Genomic DNA, 18,967 nt, shown 5'->3' with positions numbered 1-18,967 from the left:
GAGGGGATTGGTGTTGCAATTCGCCCAGATCGTAAGAGTGAAGACTATACTCGTATTGAAAGCATTACCGAAGGCGGGCCTGCAGGTAAATCTGGACAAGTTAAAACAGGTGATCGCATCATTGGTGTTGCCCAAGATGGCGGTAAAATGGTTGATGTGATTGGTTGGCCAAGTTCTGAAATCGTGGGGCTGATTCGTGGTAAGCGTGGGACTAAAGTTTCTGTGAAGCTGCTGGGTGCAGGCGCATCGATGAGTCAGGCTCGCGTCGTCAATTTGACGCGTGATGTGATTAAAGAAGAGGATGCGGGGGTACGTTCACGTACCGTAGAAATTACCCGTGATGGTAAAAAGTATCACATGGGCGTTATTGAAATCCCATCTTTTTACTTAAACTTCGAAGCACGTCGTATGGGTAAAGAATATCGCTCAGTTGCACAAGATACCCTTAATGCACTCAATGAATTGTCAGCACAGAAAGTTGATGGGGTGATTGTAGATTTACGCAATAACCCAGGGGGCTCTTTAGACGAAGTGGCTAAAATGATTGGTCAAGTCGTAAAAGAAGGTCCAGTTGTTCAAATCCGTGATGGTAATGGACAGGTCAATACTTTTTATGATCCCGACAATGGCGAGATTGCCTATGTTGGTCCACTTGCGGTGTTGATTAATCTAGGCTCTGCATCTGCCAGTGAAATCTATTCTGCTGCGATTCAAGATTATGGGCGTGGTATCGTGATTGGTAGTACAACGACAGGTAAGGGGACTGCACAAATACAGCTCGATAGTTTGGCCTATGGTCAAGCCACCTTAACACAGCGTAAATTCTATCGTATTACTGGTGGAAGTACTCAAAATAAAGGTGTAGTTCCTGACATTAAACTGGTCGATATTTATGACGAAGAGTTTGGTGAGCGTAAAGCGAAGAATGCTTTGAAGTGGGATACTATTCCAACTGCGCCATTTAAACGTGAAGGTAATGTGAGTAGCTATATTCCGCAATTGGCTGAGCTGTCTAAGGAACGTGTAAAAAATGATATTCAGTTTGAATATTTAACAACACGTATGGATATTGCAAAATCAACCAAGGACCAGAAAAAATTGGTCTTGGATATTGACCAACGCAAAGCTGAATTGATTGCTTTGGAAAATAAAACCTTAGCTGCTGAAAACAAGCGCCGTGCTGAAACTGGGCAAAAACCTTATTCAAACTGGGAAAGCTATCAAGCTTCAATTGAAGCTTTAGCGGAGGCGCGTTCTAAGCTGAAGGCAAATAAGCGTCCACCATTGCCAGAAGAAGAAACCTATGTAAATGAAGCTGCGAATATTTTGTTGGATTACGCTAAGCTACAAAGTAAAAAGTAAGTTGCAATGAATGATTGATTACAACAGCCCATCTTTAGATGGGCTGTTTTTTGTTGAATAGAAAAATATGAATTGAGAAGTAATTACAAAAAGTTACATTGCATAGGTGGGCATTTCTCTTCGCTCATTCGTCTATAGAGTTAAAGGAAGGTTTTTTTAAACCTAAAAATGACTCAAATAGGAAAAAGGCAAAGCTTTGTTTATCCATACGGCTTCTGTTGGTATGTTGCATAAGCACAGTTGAGTGACAAGTTTTGCACACTGATGTAATGAATATGTTTATAGCAGCTGCTATTCAGCAGAATAGATCTCAGTATTTTACGCTTCTCATTGTAGGGGCGAGTCATCTATTGGCTTTATATTTAATTTGGCAGACAAGGACTGAACTTGCGATTGCTGTTCCGTCTAGAGAAAATTCAATGCAAGTCCGATTTATTGATTTGAATAAAACTCAAGAAGTCGAAAAAAGTAGTGCAGCGCATAGTCAAGTGAGTAAAACAACTGAACAGCATCAGCAGAGTAAATCACAGCAAAAAACTGTTGAAAATAATAAGACAGATCACGTTGCTATCATTCAGGCAACACAATCGACAAAAACAGTAGTTGCTTCGCAGAGCAAAGCTAAAACGGCTGATAAGTCAGCCAAAAATGATGTACAAAGCAATCAAAATAGACAATCAACGCAAGACAAAGCCCAGCAGTCGAATGATCAAACACAGCAAAATAGCCAACAACAAACACAGACGTCATCGAATTTAGCAAATAGCGGTACAGCGCAAAATAAAAATGATGACGCCTCATCGAGTCGTCAAGGTCAAGACAGCAAACAAGAGCAAAATACGGCTGCTCTTGATAAAACTGCAGCACCGATCCCAGTGAGTCGGGTCGATGTACTGAGTTTGGGGAAGTTTAGTTATGATGATCGCGAACTGCAAAACCAGCAGCGACTCATCATACTTACATTGCAAATTGATGCCAAAGGACAAGCTACAGCTGTACGAATCAAACAGAGTTCAGGCATTGCCAGCCTAGATGATCGTGCAGTTAAGGCCATGCATAAGTCAAAATTTAAGCCTCACAAAGTCAATGGTGAAGCAGTAGCCATTGTTGTGGATTTCCCTTTTCAACTCAAACTTGGTCGAAATCGCTAACCGAATTTATTGTAAAACCACTTTTAATAAAGGAACCAACAGATGAATGCATCTACAAATCAAAATGTTCAAGACAGCTTAATGTTACGCCTTAAACAAGAAACATTAAGTGAACATGATCGTATGGAAGTATTAATGAAGCAGTCAGGTGCATTTGAGAGCAAGGAAAACTATGCACAATTCACCCTATCACAGTATTACTTTCAAAAAGATGTAGAAAATTTATACCTCGATGAAAAAGTACAGCGATTGATTCCGGACTTAGATGTTCGTGGCCGTTCTATTGCTGCATTTAAAGATCTAGAAGACTTAGGTGTCTCTCCTCAGCAACAATCTGTAGCCACACAAACAGTGGCTTATCCTGAATCATTGGGCTGGATTTATGTCTCTGAAGGCTCAACATTGGGTGCTGCATTTTTGTTTAAAGAAGCACAAGCAAAGTTTGGATTTAGTGCTGATTTTGCAGCAAGAAACTTAGCTGCTTATCCAGAAGGTCGTGCCATTGTTTGGAAGCGTTTTAAGCAAACACTAGATGAAGCTGGCTTTAATGAGGAAGAAAAAAACCAAATTATAGCAGGGGCTTTACAAGGCTTTAAACGATTCGGTGATTTGTTGGAAGATTTGAAAAATCTTAAATAAAGTGAGCAGATAAGGGTTTAGATGTGAAGCAAACAGAGTCAGGACCAGAGTTAAATACAGAGGTTGCTATGCCAACAACTAAGTTGGCAAAGAGTTGGATCGCACGATGGATTTATATTGCGTTGGCCTGGCTGTGTTTGGCACTCGGTACTTTAGGAATCGTTGTGCCTGGGTTACCTACATTTGATTTTTATTTTTTGGCCACAGTTTTTGCTGCCAAAGGATCAGAAAAATTACATGCGCGTATCGTGAATAACAAAATTGTAGCGCCGATTTTGAAACAGTGGCAAACCAATCGCAGTTTACCGCTTAGAGTTAAAATCGCATCGCTGATCAGTATGTCAGTTGCAGCGACGGTTATGGTGCTGACCGTACCTCATCCTTGGGCTGTAGCAGTAGTGATCTTGATTATGCTTTGTGTACAACTTTGGATGTGGTTAAGAACGTAGTTCTGTGTCGTAACCTTTTTATATATGATCATATGTGGTTGTAGGATTAATCATCGCTGGGACCTTAGATTGAACATAGTTTGAAGCAAAAATTAGATTGTCAAAACTCAAGCATTTGATGATAATGAGAATCATTTTGTTTGTGGTGTGCGATATGACTAATCCTACATTTTCTAGCAATGGGCATTTGGTTCAGTATTATGACGAATTGGTGGATTATATCAGCTTAAAAATAGGCAATAGGCAGATCGCAAACGATGTTGTTCAAGAAACATATTTGAGGGTTTTTCAACGTCCTGAACAATTTGCAGACTTAATTCAACCTATCGCCTTTTTAAAGAAAGTCAGTATTAATATTGCCTTTGATTTTTTAAAAAAAGATAAGAGCTATAATAAATATTTTGCATGTTTAGATGATGAGCAAAGTGATTTCATTGATGTCTGTAGTCGTACTATGGAAATCTCTGAACAAGAGCTTAGTGTGGCAAGGGCGCAGTATACGCAGATTATTTTAAAAACGATTTCAGCCTTACCCCCTGCTTGCCAAGACGTCTTCTTGTTGGTTCAGTTTTATGGGATGACGCAAGTCGAAGTCGCCAAGCAAATGGGGATTTCAAGAACCATGGTGATTAAACATTTCACTCGAGCCCTACAACATTTCACCCAAATTTTTGATGATGAGCATAATTTCGATGGCATTGAAAAGTGATAGTAAGACAACGGAATCATCTTGCTTACAGGAAGTACAACGTAAATTAGCAAGTTTTGAGGATGATGTCTTACCTTATTTGCCTTCAAAAGAAGCAATTTTAGAAAGAGCTAAACAACGTCAGTTTAAGAAAAAAGCCTTAGGTACATCAATTTTATCTGTATTTGCAGTGTTGTTTGGTGTTTATGGCTATAACCCAGTTTATGAGCAATTCGATGTACATACGGTCAAAGGACAGCAGCACTTACTTCATTTAAATGATGGAACAACTATTCACTTAAATACAGAGACACATATACAGGTGCAACAACGTATTCGAAGTCGAGAGATAATAATTAATCAAGGTGAAGCAAGTTTTCATGTAGCACATTCGAAATTTGAAGCTTTTAAGTTTTTTGAAAGACAATTTAAAGTGACGGCTGGGCAGATGCAGGTGATTGATATCGGAACAATCTTTAATGTCATAAAACACAATAAAACCGATGCAACGGTTGTGGTCGAACAGGGAGAGGTTGCTGTTAAAATTGAGGGCTCAGATAAGGCAATGATTCATCTGGTTCAAGGTCAGTCATTGAGTAACTATCGTCAGGATTTACAAGCCATACGTGCAGTTGATGTCTACAGTGTTCAAGCATGGAGATCTGGAGATATTGTCCTTCAACAGACACCTTTAATCGAAGCTATAGAAAACTTTCAAAGATATGCAGATTTTGAGGTAGATATACAAAATCCTGAACTGGAAAAAATTCAAGTCAATGGTCAATTTAAAGCTAATAATTATCAACAGTTTATGCAAGTACTTCCTGCTGTATTTAAGCTGAATGTTGAGAAAATTTCTGATAAACAATGGCAAATCAAATAAAAATGGAAAACAAGGTTTACATCTCGGTGTTGTGAGTCGTCTTTGTAAATAAGAATCATTTTTTATTGGGGCGTAAGGCAATGGGTTTGCTGAAACAAAAAAAGAGTTTGATTAAGCCGTTAAGGTTTAAGAAAAAAACATTAAGTTTTGTGGTGGCAGCGATGATTTATTCAACATCGGTTCATGCACAAAATATCTTTTTGGATTTACCAAGCCAGTCTTTACAGCAATCTATTCAGCAAGTCGCACAAAAAAGTGGCATCGAGGTGATTGCTGCTACTGAAAAAGTTCAAATGAAAACCGCCCCCAAAATCAAAGGCAATATGTCAGTTGATCAGGCTTTAGCATCTTTATTACAAAACTCAGGCTTAACCGTTCAAAAGCAAGGCAATGTTTATGTCATCGTTGAAAAGGCTCAACTGGTCAAAGCAGCATCCTCAGATACTACAGCTGCTGTAGTACCAAATACTTCGGCAGATACAGAGCAACCAACGCTACAAATGCAGACCATTACCCTTTATGGTGAAAAGGACCGAGATAGCCTAGGTTACGATAATGTATATGACAAAAATAGATCTTCGGTATATTTGGGTAAAGAGTATGTAGAGCGTTTTAAAGGAACCAATCCCGCTGATGTGGTCAAAGGAATGGTGGGTGTTTATAGCGGGGATGCACGAAATAGTGGTGCATTAGATCCCAGTGTACGAGGCGTTCAGGGGGTAGGTCGTGTACCTTTGACGATTGATGGTACTGAACAGTCAATTGCTGTATGGCGAGGCTATAACGGTGTCAATAATCGAAATTATATTGATCCCAATTTAATTGGTGGAATTGAAGTCATTAAAGGCCCTTCACTGGAGCGTGATGCTACAACATCCGTGGGTGGAGGTGTGGTTGTGAAGACCTTAGAGGCTGATGATATTGTTCGACCTGGTCAGAGCTACGGTGCAGAAATAAAATTAGAAGGGTCAAATAATTCAACTAAACCCAATTTGCCGAGTTTACAGTATCTTGGACAACGTTATGAAGATATTCCTCCTTGGACCAATATCGACGGGGCACTTTATGACCCTGATATTTATAAGCAAAGCAAAACAAAAAGTGATAATGACTTATTTTCAGGTCATGATGTTGCGGGACGTATAGCACTTGCGGCTAAGCAAGATCAGTTTGATTTGCTTGCGGTTTATGCTGAGCGCAAACGTGGTAATTATTTTTCAGGTACCGATAACGCGGGTTTTTATAACAAATCAGAACCAACATCGAGTATGGATTACATTCCATACTTCTCTCATGTTTATGTACCTGGTGGTGAAGTGACCAATACTTCAAGTCATATGAAATCATGGCTATTGAAAGGAACCTATCGTCCAACAGATGAGCAAAGTTTAAAACTGACTTATCGCCAAACTAAAAATGAGTATGGTGAAATTTTACCTTCGAGGATTCAGTGGTTTGTAACTCCGGAAACAGGTGTTCCACAGTGGCCACTTAGCGTAGTCGATTCCAAAGCATATAGCCTAGACTATAAATATAATCCTGAAAATAACCGTTGGATTGATTTCTCAAGCAGCATTTGGCAAACAGATACTGAAAGTGAAACTTATACACGTGGTGGCTGGCCAACGGTGATTCTTCCTGAAACCAAAGTCATCACCAATACAGCAGTTGCACACTCAAGCAATACCCGAAAGGGCATCAATCTCAGTAATAAAGTAAACTTGATGGATGAGTTGGATTTAACTCTAGCTGCGAGCTTACTAAAAGAAAAATTGGGCTCAGATGATATATATCAGGAACATGGCGCTAACATCACCACTTTCCAAGCCTTACCACGTGCGGGGCGAAGAGAAGAAAAGACTTTTGACTTTAATTTTAATTACCGTCCAACACAGTGGTTAACATTTGAAGCGGGTATGCGTTATCGTAATTATTGGGCTTTTGATGATTTTCTCAGCAGTAATTTAGGCCGAGAAAATAGTTCAAGCCAACTTAAACAAAAATTAAAAAATGAAGAATATACATTTAATTATGTGACTATGCCTGAACAAAGGACTGACTTTGAGAAATTAAAACTTAAAGTTTTTAGTGATGCGTATAAAAGGGAAAACCCGAATTGGGATGGTGATTACACCAATGTTCCAGTAACGGCGAGTGCTTTATATGGTGCGATTTGGACTCAAAAAAATCAATTACATTGGTTGGCTGATGAAAATGGGAAAATGCATTGGAACGACAATGTGTTACATAAAAATGATATTGGTGTTGAAGGTAAAGATTATGTGCTGATGGGCAATGGTTGGCGTCCCAAATATCAAGCCATCCCAATCACCGAAGTGACAAAAGTAAAAGATAGTGCGTGGGCTCCTCAGTTTGGAATGGCTATTCAGTTAAATGAGCATAATCGAATTTATGCGCGTTATGCAGAGGAGTACCGCATGCCGAGTCTATTTGAAAGTACGGTTGGCTTCTCAGCAACATTACCCTATCTAGGACTAAAACCAGAACATAGTTTTAGTACAGAAGTAGGTTATGTATTTGATGCTCGTGGTTTATTTAATACAGCACGTTATGCAGATATTAAACTGGCCTATTTTCATCATAAAACCGAAGATGTGATTGAGCGTGATAGTAATCTAATGTTCACCAATTTAGAAAAACAAACTTTGGAAGGTTTAGAGTTACAGAGTCGTTTTGATAATGGTCGGTTTTTTACTGATTTAAGTATTGCGTATAATCTTAAAAATAAAGTCTGTGATGAAAGTAATGCAGTTAATAACTACACCATGAATAATGGTGCTTATAGTAAATGTGTGGATGATGGTTTTCCAAATGGTTATTTGGTCACTATGGCAACACCTGAGCTGAGTTTTAATGGTTTGTTTGGTGTGCGATTATTAGACGAAAAATTAGAATTAGGTGCTCGTGCAACTTATTATAAAGGGTATGAAAGTTACCTAAGGAAAAATGGAGATTTAGGTATAAACTCTGGTTATTACTTAAATGTTCCTCTGGCATGGGGAGATACTTGGTTATTTGATGCATATGCAAATTATCAAATCAATGAACAAGCAAAAGTTGAGTTAGTGGGTACGAATATTACTAATCAATATTATATAGATCCTCTCACGCGTAGTGCGATGGCAGCGCCCGGACGCACACTGAAGCTGGGATTAACCTATAAATTTTAAAATAATAACTTAATAAAAATATTTTGATATTTAAAATGAATCCTCCTGTTTTTAAATAAAATGGGACGATTTATTTTGTCTAAATATTTGTGAATATATAATGTTTAATTATTTGAAATAATGCTTGATAAAGTGGAGGGATTGATATAACTTAAAACTATCAAATGAGATTGATTATCATTTGTGTTTTATGATTTTTAATGCTTGTTAGAGTGCTTGTAATGATTATTCTAATCATTATAAATAAATATGTTTTCTCTCCATTTTTATATGTTAATTAATTAAATGAAATATGTGAGAGTTAATAATTTGTTTGGGTATTCTATTTTTATTAAGGTTTATAATCGAAGCAATAAAACCTTAATAATATAATAAGCAAAATTTAAATATAATGATCATGAGGTTGGATATGCAATTTTTAAAAGTTTCTTCAGTACTTTTTTTATCTTTGGGTTTAACTGTCATCGCACATGCAGGTGTCGATGGTACCTCAACCAACGCTGCCAATATTCAGATTGGTACCGTACAAGCAGGAAGTAATCTTCCTGGAGATCATCAAGGTGGAACTGCGGCCTTGTCTGTAGCTTCTGCTGCTGCGCCTTACAATGGTTTTTTAGGGTTTAGCGCTTTACAAGGCTTGGCTGGGGCGTTTACGGCTTCTGGTACTTCAAATATTAATAAAACCGTATCAGTCACAGGTGCAGATAACCTGCATCTTAAAGTTAGTGCGATTCCTGCATCTTCAATGCCTGGTAGCCACAGTGCTTTGGGTAATTTTAATTTTGCACAAGTACTACAAAGCTCAGGTACTCAAGGTAGTTTGCCTGCAACGTATTTTGGTGAGTGGTGGGGGAGTACAGATGCTGTAACGGGTGCGTCACATACTGTTTACTATGCTGGTGATAATACTGCACGTGCAGTACCAACCAGCGGTACAGCGGTGTATACCGTTGCGGGTATCAACAATGGCGCTAATTTGGCAGGTAAGTTCAATGCTGACTTTAATGCAGGAACTTTAAATGGAACATTAACTGCTTCAGCAGGCACAGTAAAAGCACTCGATGTTAATGCATCAATTTCAAGTAGCACAGGGGCGTTCACTGGAACGGCAACTGCAAATAACACACAGCATGGTGTTACCTCAGGTCACTTTTTCGGAGCAAATGCTGACACTCTAGCTGGTATCTCTCAATTTGCAGATAGCAAATACGATACCGCTTTTGGTGGTGTGAAGAACTAATCATTGAAACTGAAAGGCTTGTCTAGGCAAGTCTTTCGGGATTTAAAGCTGTTAATTGGATAACAAAACTGTGAAAAAAATAAGTGCTCTGTTTATTTGTATGGCTCTCCCATCACTGCTCTTTGCAGCGGAGGATAGTGATACAAGATTACGTTTGGATCAGGGCCTATTACAGCAAAATATAGAAAAGCAAAAACCACTAATTGAACAACAAAAACAAGATCAACTACCGACCATGGTCATTGATGGAGAAATGATTAAAGTTGAAAACAACCTCAATGATCTTGGTCGAGCTTTATATATTGCAGTGATGCAAAAACAATGGTCAGCTGCCAGCATTTATTTGCAGCGTTATGAAAAGTTAGAAGGTTACGATGTTTCATTGCTGAAATTTGCACAAGGGGCTTTGGCTCGCGTGCAAGGTCATCAGGACGAAGCTGAGCAATATTTTAAAGATGCACTGCTCCTTCAACCGAACAACGCCATGATTAAACTCGAACTGGCACGACTACTCACAGAGCGGCAAAAAAACCAACAAGCAAAGTACTTGTTCTTAGAGGTAAAGCAAGAGTTACAGCATAGCGATGATCCACTGATTCAGAGTATTACTAAAACAATAGATGTCTATTTAAAAGGTTTAAATAAACGTGATGAGTGGCAAGGGAGTCTGAGTTTAGGCACACGTTATGCAACGAATATTAATAGTGCATCAGATCACAAAGCTATTACTTCCCACTATGTAATAGATCAGGACGGTAACAAGATTTTAGTTAAACAGGAGACTAGAGGTACACCAGATCCAATCGATGCTCAGGCATTTGATTACGAAGTCGCTTTAAATAAACGTTGGTCTTTGCAGGATAACCATGGGATTGCATTTAAAGCGTTTGGGTATGGTCGCGCTTATGATGACCATAAAAACTTTAATGAAATGACTCTAAATTTAAATGCAGGTTATAGCTATCAAGATCAGCGCAATCAAATTTTAATCGCCCCTGTTTTTGAGCATCGTCGATATCAAAACAAGAGTTTATCCAATGCGTGGGGAGGGCGTGTGGAGTGGATGCGTTTTGTGGGTAAAGATAAGGCATTTAAGTTGGAAGCTGAGTTTAAGGATATTGATAATGTCTTGTATTCAAACCAAAGCGGTGTAGAAAGTTCAGGCTTTGCTACATTTTGGAAAGTTTTACCAAAGCAGTGGACTTTATTTGGGGGGATTGATTTTATTGATCACAATAGCGAGGAGGTGTATTTCACCGCATATCAACAGCAGGGTATACGTCTAGGTTTGAGTAAACAGTTTGCACAGGATTTTAATGCGACACTCTTTAGTTCGTTCCGTTGGCGCCAGTACGATAAGTTCAACAAATTTTTAGAGGCGAAGCGCGATGATTTTGAGCAAAACCATATGCTCATTGTGAGTGCTCCAAAGTGGGAGTTTTATGGGATGATTCCTAGTTTGATGTATCAATACAATAGAAATAAAAGTAACGTGGATTGGTTCTATTCCTACGATAAACATAATGCAAGTTTTAAATTGGAATATCGTTTTTAGCGAGGTGGGTGCTAAGATTTTTTTTCAGCGCCCATTATTTTTTTTTCAATATCAAAGAGTAGATGAAGCGAATCAGATTTACACAGCAAAAAAGGATCAGAAAAAAGATCATAAAATATAGGGTTGTCGCTATGAATGTGTTGGCAAGATCCAATCGACAAACGGGTGCTTCGGTATACCAGTATTCACTCAGACAGTATTCAGAGTAAACCATAGAAGTCTTCGCCATATAAATCGGCACAAGTGACAGTAATAAGGCGATGACGATCAGAATTTTTGTATGTTTAAGCATAATCAATATTCATATGAAAATGTTGGTCCTATCTGAGTAATAGAGAAATGCTGAGTCTCTAAAACTGTATCATGCAGCGCTTTCAATCAACAGTGTTGCGACGGATTCAAGATAGAAGCTCAGCACAGATTCATATACAATGTGCGCAATTTTAGAATTTTCCCATCACATTTGTTCTGGTTAAAGCTATTGAACTCAATATGCTTGGCTTGCGGTGTGAGTATCAAGCAGATTTAACTTATGTTTAAAGATCAATTAGCTAAAGAAGTTGCTTCGCGCAGAACTTTTGCCATTATTTCCCACCCCGATGCGGGTAAAACCACAATGACAGAAAAATTACTGTTGTGGGGTAAAGCAATTCAGGTTGCTGGTATGGTGAAAAGCCGTAAATCAGATCGCGGCGCAACCTCGGATTGGATGGAAATGGAAAAAGAGCGTGGGATTTCGATTACCACATCTGTGATGCAGTTTCCTTATAAAAATCACACGATCAACCTTCTAGATACTCCGGGACATGAAGATTTCTCAGAAGATACTTACCGCACACTGACAGCAGTAGACTCAGCACTGATGGTCATTGATGGTGCAAAAGGAGTTGAGGATCGTACCATTAAATTGATGGAAGTGTGTCGTATGCGCGATACACCAATTATTTCTTTCGTCAACAAAATGGACCGCGAAATTCGTGAGCCACTTGAGCTTTTGGATGAGATTGAAAATGTCTTAAATATCCAGTGTGTGCCTTTGACTTGGCCACTGGGTATGGGACGCGATTTCGCAGGTGTATATAGCCTACTCGATAACAAGTTCTATGTTTATAAAGCTGGCTTTGGTTCAACGATCACTGATATTGAAGTTCGTGAAGGTTATGACCATGCTGATCTGCGTGACAAGGTGGGTGATTTAGCTTTTGCAGCATTTGAAGAATCTTTAGAGTTGGTTCAAATGGCCAATGAGCCTTTGGACCGTGAGAAATTCTTAGCAGGTAAGCAAACCCCAGTATTATTTGGTACTGCATTAGGTAACTTTGCTGTAGATCATGTCTTGGATACTTTCTTAGCTTGGGCTCCACAGCCTAAAGCACACCCAACCAAAGAACGTATTGTTGAAGCAACTGAGGAAGGTTTCTCTGGTTTTGTTTTCAAAATTCAAGCAAATATGGACCCTAAACACCGTGACCGTATTGCCTTTATGCGTATTTGCTCAGGTAAATATGAAAAAGGTTTAAAAATGAATCACGTGCGTATAGGTAAAGATGTACGTATTAGTGATGCTTTGACATTCTTAGCGGGTGAACGTGAGCAGCTTGAACAAGCTTGGCCTGGTGATATCATTGGTTTACACAACCACGGTACAATTCAAATTGGTGATACTTTTAGTTCAGGTGAAAACTTACACTTCACGGGTATTCCACACTTCGCACCTGAAATGTTCCGCCGTGTACGTTTACGAGATCCACTGAAGTCGAAGCAACTACAAAAAGGCTTGAAAGAGCTATCAGAAGAAGGCGCGACACAGGTATTTATGCCACAGGTCAGTAATGATTTGATCGTGGGTGCAGTCGGGGTACTCCAGTTTGATGTGGTCGCTTATCGACTTAAAGAAGAATACAAAGTGGATTGTATTTATGAGCCAGTCAATATTAATACTGTGCGCTGGGTGTCTTGTGATGATGAAAAGAAATTTAACGAATTCAAGAAAAAAGCACACGATCAATTGTCTGTTGATGGCGGTGGTCATTTGACTTATTTGGCACCTAGCCGCGTAAACTTGCAGCTTATGCAAGAGCGTTATCCTGATATTGAGTTCCGTTCAACTCGCGAACACTAATTTCGATATAGATCAAATTTAAATGTTTTTCTAGGCAAAGCAGCTTCTTTATGGAGCTGCTTTTGTTTTAATATTCTTTTATTTGGCAAATAGGCAAACTTAAGATGAAACTCAAACAATGTGTCCTAATCTTAGGGATGAGCAGTATTACGGGGTTATTCATCGGTTGTGATTCAAAAAATAGCCATGAACAGCCAGTCACTGCGCAAAATAACGAGCAGCAATTTGCTGAAGTGCTTCCTTATTTAGATGTGCAACAACGACCTTTGTTAGAAGGCTTGCCTGCTTGTGAAAAGAAAAACTGTGTAGATTTCACTATACAAACTTTACATACCCAAGATGTATGGCTAAATGATTGGATTACTCAGCAACTTGCGCGTGTAATTAGTCAACAGATTGGTCAAAGTCATCCTGCGAGTTTGTCACAGGCACTGGCCGACTATGCTGAAAAATCACGAGACTGGCAAAAAGAATTTGAACATAACCAAGCTTTCCAATTGACCATTCAAAGTAAAATAGCAGCACAGCGCAATCAATATGTGCTTTTACAAGTCGCTGTAGACAGTCAGCAAGGGGATACTCGAATAACACAGCGCCAATATTTTAACGTCGCAGATCGTAAATTGAAGCGTTCAATTGGTCTTGCTGAGATTGTTCAGGAACAACAAGTCCAACAACTCGACGCTTGGGTGCAAAAGGAATATCAAGCTTGGCTGAAGAAACAAAATAAAGTTGCACGTGCTAGTAGTGAAAAGCGTTTAGATTGGCAGAGTGCAGATTGGTTTTTTGATCAAGAAGGGATAGGTTTGCACTATCGAATGAATCAAATTGCGATGGATGCAACTGCATTAAATATTTATCTCAGTAAAGCGCAAACCCAACAAATATTAAAAGCTGATATTTTTCAAGCGATGTTTTAATCACTGTGACAAAACGAGGTTGAGTACAAGCACTTTGCCAGTTAGTCTAGAACTCAAGTGAAATATAATTTAAAGGTTATACGCATGCCAAATACTAAAACGACGTTAGCACTTGCAGTTTTATGCGCGAGTTTAGCCTTATCCGCGTGTCAGCCAAAAAAAACAGAGAAAAGTGTTGAAGAAACGACAACAGTTGCATCACAGCCTGTTGAAGAAGTACGCCCAAGCCTGCAAGGCGTCACTGAAAAAGTACAGTTAGATTTGCCAGCATGTAAGGGAAAAATTTGTCCGGAACTGTCCGTGGAACGTTTGCAGAGTAATCAGCCTGCCTTAGATCAATTGATTGATCAGGCTATATTGGCTGAACTTTCTGCAATGTTGTCATTTGTAGATCAAGCTAAAAAACCTCAGCTTAAATCTACAGGCCAATCTACAAATAATAAAGTAGATCAACAAGCGACAAGTACAGTGATCATAACACCGACGCCACTACAGCTATTGACAGACCAACTGCTGCCTTTTCGCAATACTTTCCTTGCGATAGATCAAGACTTAAAAACCAAAGGTGTTTCACACAAGATTAGCTTGAATATTAGCCCAAGAATTTTAAATACCGAAGCGCCAATTGCAACAGTCGTCCTCAATAGCAGTAGTTATATGGGCGGGGCACATGGGACTTCAGCACAACACTATTTTAATTTTGATCTTGATCGAGAAAAGCCAGTGAAACTTTCAGATTTATTGGAAGATAATCAACGTAGTGCTTTAGAAAAACTCGTCTATCAACAGTTTAAAACTTGGGTGCTTGACTCAGAGTTAGCTAGCAATGTTGTGGAATATGAGCAGGTATGGAAGTTTACTTTGACGGACAATTTTTATTTAGGCAAAAATGGTTTGATTTTACAGTATGGTGAATATGAAATCGGTCCTTATGCTGTGGGATTACCACGCTTTGAAATACCTTATGACCAGCTCAACGGTATAGTCAAAACTGAGTATTTGCCTAAAGTGTCGAATGTTGAGCAAGCGGCGAGTGGCTCAGCTCAAGTCAATACGGCGGCTAAGCCCTAATCAAACCAAAGTAGAGTAAGCCTGTGTTTGATACTCATACCCATTTTGATGTCACTGATTTTGATCATGACCGCGAGCAATTAGCCAGTGATGCAAAAGCTGCTGGCGTTGATGCTTTGGTGTTGATTGGTTTTTTAGCTGAAGGTTTTCCACGCTTAGTGGCAACACATTTGGCCATCAATCGATGGTCTGATGCACCGAAAAGTTATTTAGCACCAGGTTTACATCCTTTTTACATAGAACAGCATGAAACAGAGCATATCGACCAATTAGAGCAAATTTTGCAACAGCAGCACTGTGTGGCTATTGGTGAAATTGGTTTGGACACTTTTTTAACAGTGCATAAACAGCCCAATCTATTTGCAAAACAACAGGCATTTTTTGCTGCACAAATAGAGTTAGCACAGCACTATCAAAAACCCATACTTTTACACATTCGTAAGTCACATGCCGCCGTATTGGCTCAACTTAAACAGCACAAATTTAACTTGGGGGGAATTGCACATGCCTTTAGTGGTGGGGTTGAAGAAGCAAAGGCATTGATTAAATTGGGTTTTAAAATAGGGGTCACGGGTCAAGTCACTAATCCAAATGCAAAAAAGCTACATCAAGTGATCCAAGCTGTTGGGGCAGAGCATTTGGTAATCGAGACCGACTGTCCAGATATGACGCCTCTATGTTGCCAACAAGCAAATCAGTTAAGGACACGCAATACTCCAGCCAACTTACCCTATGTACAAGCTGCTTTGGCTGAATATTTAGCATTACCACAAGCACAATTAGCTGATGTGTTATGGAACAATTCCTTAGCTGCTTTGCACTTAGATACAACTTCAATAAATGATTCTTGATCTTTTACATGACTTTATCTGTTATCCTATTTTTGTATTATTTTTAAGCGTAAAGTGATGTAGTAAGATTACTATCTATTTATATCAATAGAAGTTTTGCTATAAGTAATCACGTAAATAAGTTCATAAACAATCACATGATAAAAACAAAGCACAATGCCAGTCTTGCAGCATAAAGGCCATCAAGGAGCAAAGGCGATGTCTAAGTATAGTCAGTTAAATATTCTAGATACTCAAACTCAACTTCGAGTGGGAGATCATGAATATCAAGTTTTTAGTTTACAGCGCGCAGAGCAAAAATTAGGTTCGCTTAGCAGGCTTCCCAAATCACTCAAGGTGTTGTTAGAAAATTTATTACGTTTTGCTGAGCAATCAGAAGCCAGTCTGCAGCATATTGAAGCTATATTTGCTTGGCAGCAACAGCAAAATGTACAACATGAGATTGAGTACCATCCTGCACGTGTTTTAATGCAAGACTTCACAGGCGTGCCTGCAGTTGTTGACTTGGCTGCCATGCGTGAGGCTATGGCCAAAGCAGGAGGGAATCCTGAGAAAATCAATCCGCTATCTCCAGTTGATCTTGTTATTGACCATTCTGTCATGGTGGATGCTTATGCCAGTGAACATGCTTTTGCTGATAATGTGCATTTGGAAATGCAGCGTAATGCAGAGCGTTATCAGTTTCTACGTTGGGGACAGACAGCATTTGAGCAATTTCGTGTAGTACCACCTGGCACAGGGATCTGTCATCAGGTTAATTTAGAGTATTTGGCAACAGTAGTTGCAACAGATCAGGTTGACGGTCAAGTTTTTGCTTTTCCAGATACCTTAGTTGGGACGGATTCGCATACCACCATGATTAATGGCTTAGGTGTATTGGGATGGGGTGTCGGTGGAATTGAAGCTGAAGCTGCGATGTTGGGGCAACCGATTTCGATGCTGATTCCTGAAGTGGTCGGTTTTAAGTTAACAGGTAAACTTCCTGAAGGAAGAACAGCAACAGACTTAGTTTTAACCATCACCCAGATGCTACGAAAAAAAGGTGTGGTGGGGAAATTTGTCGAGTTCTATGGTGATGGTTTGGCTGAATTACCACTGGCAGACCGTGCCACCATAGCCAATATGGCACCTGAATATGGTGCAACTTGTGGGTTTTTCCCTGTTGATCAGGTGACATTAGATTATATGCGTTTAACTGGACGTAGTGCAGAGACCTTAGCACTGACAGAGGCATATAGTAAGTTACAAGGACTCTGGCGTGAAGTTGGTGATGAACCTATTTTTAGTGACCACTTAAGTCTAGATATGGCTGAGGTGGTGGCAAGTGTTGCTGGGCCAAAACGCCCACAGGATCGTGTCGTTTTAACAGATGTGGCAAAAACTTTTCAAGACTTACTGGATTTGGAGTTAAAACCAAGTAAAGAAGAGTGTGAACGTTTACTCAACGAAGGTGGCGGGACTGCTGTTGATGCTCAAAATGCCAGTGTAGATCATGCTGCATATTGTGAGCTTGAGGGTAAACGTTATCCATTACAAGATGGAGATGTGGTCATTGCAGCGATTACTTCTTGTACCAATACCTCCAACCCAAGTGTGATGTTAGCCGCAGGTTTGTTAGCGAAAAAAGCCGTAGAAAAAGGATTGCAGCGCAAAGCTTGGGTGAAAAGCTCTCTTGCACCTGGCTCTAAAGTCGTGACTGATTATCTTGAGGCTGCTGGTTTGATGCCGTACTTACAACAGCTTGGCTTTAACTTGGTGGGTTATGGTTGTACCACATGTATTGGTAACTCAGGTCCTTTGCTAAAATCTATAGAAGATGCTGTTTACACTTATGATCTAAATGTCTCATCAGTATTATCAGGTAATCGTAACTTTGAGGGGCGTGTCCATCCACTGGTGAAAAGTAACTGGCTCGCTTCACCGCCATTGGTGGTGGCTTTTGCTTTGGCTGGAAATATTCGGACTGACCTAACTCAAGCGGTTTTGGGTGTAGATGCACAAGGCAATCAGGTTTTTCTTAAAGATATTTGGCCTAGTCAGCACGAGATCAATCAAGCAGTGCAGTATGTCAATACTCAGATGTTTAAGACCCAATATGCTGAAGTATTTAAAGGGGATGAACAGTGGCAGTCCATTCAGATTCCAGCAAGTAAAACGTATGTTTGGCAGGATGACTCTACTTATATTCGTCATCCACCATTTTTTGATGACATCCATAAACCAGCTGCTCCACTACAAGATATTCAGCAAGCTAGAATTTTAGCCATCTTGGGGGATTCGGTAACAACAGATCATATTTCGCCTGCAGGTAATATCAAAGAACAGAGTCCAGCCGGTCAATATTTGCTAGAACATGGTGTTTCGCCTGAGAACTTTAACTCTTATGGTTCACGCCGTGGTAATCATGAAGTGATGATGCGTGGTACTTTTGCGAACGTACGCATTAAAAATGAAATGCTTGATGGTGTAGAGGGCGGTTATACCCGTTATATCCCGACTGCTCAGCAGATGTCGATTTACGATGCTGCTATGCTTTATCAAGCGGATACGACGCCATTGGTGATTATTGCAGGTAAGGAATATGGTACCGGTTCATCACGTGATTGGGCGGCGAAGGGAACCAACTTACTGGGGGTGAAAGCCGTGATTGCTGAAAGCTTCGAGCGGATCCATCGTTCTAATCTTATCGGAATGGGGGTGTTGCCACTACAATTCCTTCCTGGGCAGAGTCGCCTTAGCTGGCAGCTTACAGGAGAAGAGCAATTAACTATTGTTGGTATCAACAATGATCTTAAAGTTCAACAACAACTCGATGTACAACTGACTCGAGCAGATGGTCGTCAAG

At 39.7% G+C, this 18,967-nt stretch carries 14 protein-coding genes; all 14 read left to right on the top strand.

All coding sequences use genetic code 11. From position 1 onward, the window contains the following. Positions 1-1,362, top strand: a 1,362-nt coding sequence (locus Aru01_RS15150; RefSeq protein ID WP_169744964.1) for a carboxy terminal-processing peptidase, incomplete at its 5' end; no start/stop codon positions are given. A 269-nt stretch (positions 1,363-1,631) separates the two neighbouring features. Continuing rightward, positions 1,632-2,513, top strand: coding sequence for an energy transducer TonB (locus Aru01_RS15145; RefSeq protein ID WP_016657547.1), 882 nt, complete (start codon positions 1,632-1,634; stop codon positions 2,511-2,513). Positions 2,514-2,555: 42 nt separating this feature from the next. Next, positions 2,556-3,152: a biliverdin-producing heme oxygenase gene (locus Aru01_RS15140; protein ID WP_016657546.1), complete on the top strand. Its 597-nt coding sequence runs from the start codon at positions 2,556-2,558 to the stop codon at positions 3,150-3,152. 23 nt (positions 3,153-3,175) lie between these two features. Then, positions 3,176-3,601: a YbaN family protein gene (locus Aru01_RS15135; RefSeq protein ID WP_016657545.1), complete on the top strand. Its 426-nt coding sequence runs from the start codon at positions 3,176-3,178 to the stop codon at positions 3,599-3,601. Positions 3,602-3,755: 154 nt separating this feature from the next. Beyond that, positions 3,756-4,310 carry an RNA polymerase sigma factor gene (locus Aru01_RS15130; protein ID WP_016657544.1) on the top strand — a complete coding sequence of 185 codons (555 nt, stop codon included), beginning with the start codon at positions 3,756-3,758 and terminating at the stop codon, positions 4,308-4,310. Continuing rightward, a complete protein-coding gene (locus Aru01_RS15125) occupies positions 4,294-5,172 on the top strand; it encodes a FecR family protein (protein ID WP_016657543.1) in 879 nt (292 codons plus the stop codon). The genes Aru01_RS15130 and Aru01_RS15125 overlap by 17 nt, the downstream gene beginning before the upstream one ends. Before the next feature lie 161 nt (positions 5,173-5,333). After that, on the top strand, positions 5,334-8,363 hold the full coding sequence (locus Aru01_RS15120; protein ID WP_042111553.1) for a TonB-dependent receptor: 3,030 nt from the start codon (positions 5,334-5,336) through the stop codon (positions 8,361-8,363). Positions 8,364-8,772: 409 nt separating this feature from the next. After that, entirely contained in the window at positions 8,773-9,603 is an 831-nt protein-coding gene (locus tag Aru01_RS15115) for a Slam-dependent surface lipoprotein (RefSeq protein WP_016657541.1), read from the top strand. 100 nt (positions 9,604-9,703) lie between these two features. Further along, positions 9,704-11,158, top strand: a complete 1,455-nt coding sequence (locus tag Aru01_RS15110) for a surface lipoprotein assembly modifier (protein ID WP_016657540.1) — start codon at positions 9,704-9,706, stop codon at positions 11,156-11,158. A gap of 532 nt (positions 11,159-11,690) precedes the next feature. After that, positions 11,691-13,280, top strand: a complete 1,590-nt coding sequence (locus Aru01_RS15105) for a peptide chain release factor 3 (protein ID WP_016657539.1) — start codon at positions 11,691-11,693, stop codon at positions 13,278-13,280. Positions 13,281-13,384: 104 nt separating this feature from the next. Further along, positions 13,385-14,200, top strand: coding sequence for a hypothetical protein (locus tag Aru01_RS15100; RefSeq protein ID WP_016657538.1), 816 nt, complete (start codon positions 13,385-13,387; stop codon positions 14,198-14,200). 84 nt (positions 14,201-14,284) lie between these two features. Beyond that, entirely contained in the window at positions 14,285-15,271 is a 987-nt protein-coding gene (locus tag Aru01_RS15095) for an RsiV family protein (protein ID WP_016657537.1), read from the top strand. Between the two features lie 23 nt (positions 15,272-15,294). After that, entirely contained in the window at positions 15,295-16,122 is an 828-nt protein-coding gene (locus Aru01_RS15090) for a TatD family hydrolase (RefSeq protein ID WP_016657536.1), read from the top strand. 198 nt (positions 16,123-16,320) lie between these two features. Continuing rightward, positions 16,321-18,967 (top strand): aconitate hydratase AcnA (gene acnA, locus Aru01_RS15085; RefSeq protein ID WP_042111551.1); only part of this gene is annotated, 2,647 nt, incomplete at its 3' end.

This window comes from Acinetobacter rudis (genome assembly GCF_000829675.1).
Classification (GTDB): domain Bacteria; phylum Pseudomonadota; class Gammaproteobacteria; order Pseudomonadales; family Moraxellaceae; genus Acinetobacter; species Acinetobacter rudis.
This window is presented reverse-complemented; position numbering and strand designations above follow the sequence as displayed.

What these genes read in the sequence shown, in the direction of transcription:
- Aru01_RS15145 (WP_016657547.1), top strand. Translation starts at nt 1,632, where the DNA reads ATGAATATGTTTATAGCAGCTGCTATTCAGCAGAATAGATCTCAGTAT.
- Aru01_RS15140 (WP_016657546.1), top strand. Translation starts at nt 2,556, where the DNA reads ATGAATGCATCTACAAATCAAAATGTTCAAGACAGCTTAATGTTACGC.
- Aru01_RS15130 (WP_016657544.1), top strand. Translation starts at nt 3,756, where the DNA reads ATGACTAATCCTACATTTTCTAGCAATGGGCATTTGGTTCAGTATTAT.
- Aru01_RS15125 (WP_016657543.1), top strand. Translation starts at nt 4,294, where the DNA reads ATGGCATTGAAAAGTGATAGTAAGACAACGGAATCATCTTGCTTACAG.
- Aru01_RS15120 (WP_042111553.1), top strand. Translation starts at nt 5,334, where the DNA reads ATGATTTATTCAACATCGGTTCATGCACAAAATATCTTTTTGGATTTA.
- Aru01_RS15115 (WP_016657541.1), top strand. Translation starts at nt 8,773, where the DNA reads ATGCAATTTTTAAAAGTTTCTTCAGTACTTTTTTTATCTTTGGGTTTA.
- Aru01_RS15110 (WP_016657540.1), top strand. Translation starts at nt 9,704, where the DNA reads ATGGCTCTCCCATCACTGCTCTTTGCAGCGGAGGATAGTGATACAAGA.
- Aru01_RS15105 (WP_016657539.1), top strand. Translation starts at nt 11,691, where the DNA reads ATGTTTAAAGATCAATTAGCTAAAGAAGTTGCTTCGCGCAGAACTTTT.
- Aru01_RS15100 (WP_016657538.1), top strand. Translation starts at nt 13,385, where the DNA reads ATGAAACTCAAACAATGTGTCCTAATCTTAGGGATGAGCAGTATTACG.
- Aru01_RS15095 (WP_016657537.1), top strand. Translation starts at nt 14,285, where the DNA reads ATGCCAAATACTAAAACGACGTTAGCACTTGCAGTTTTATGCGCGAGT.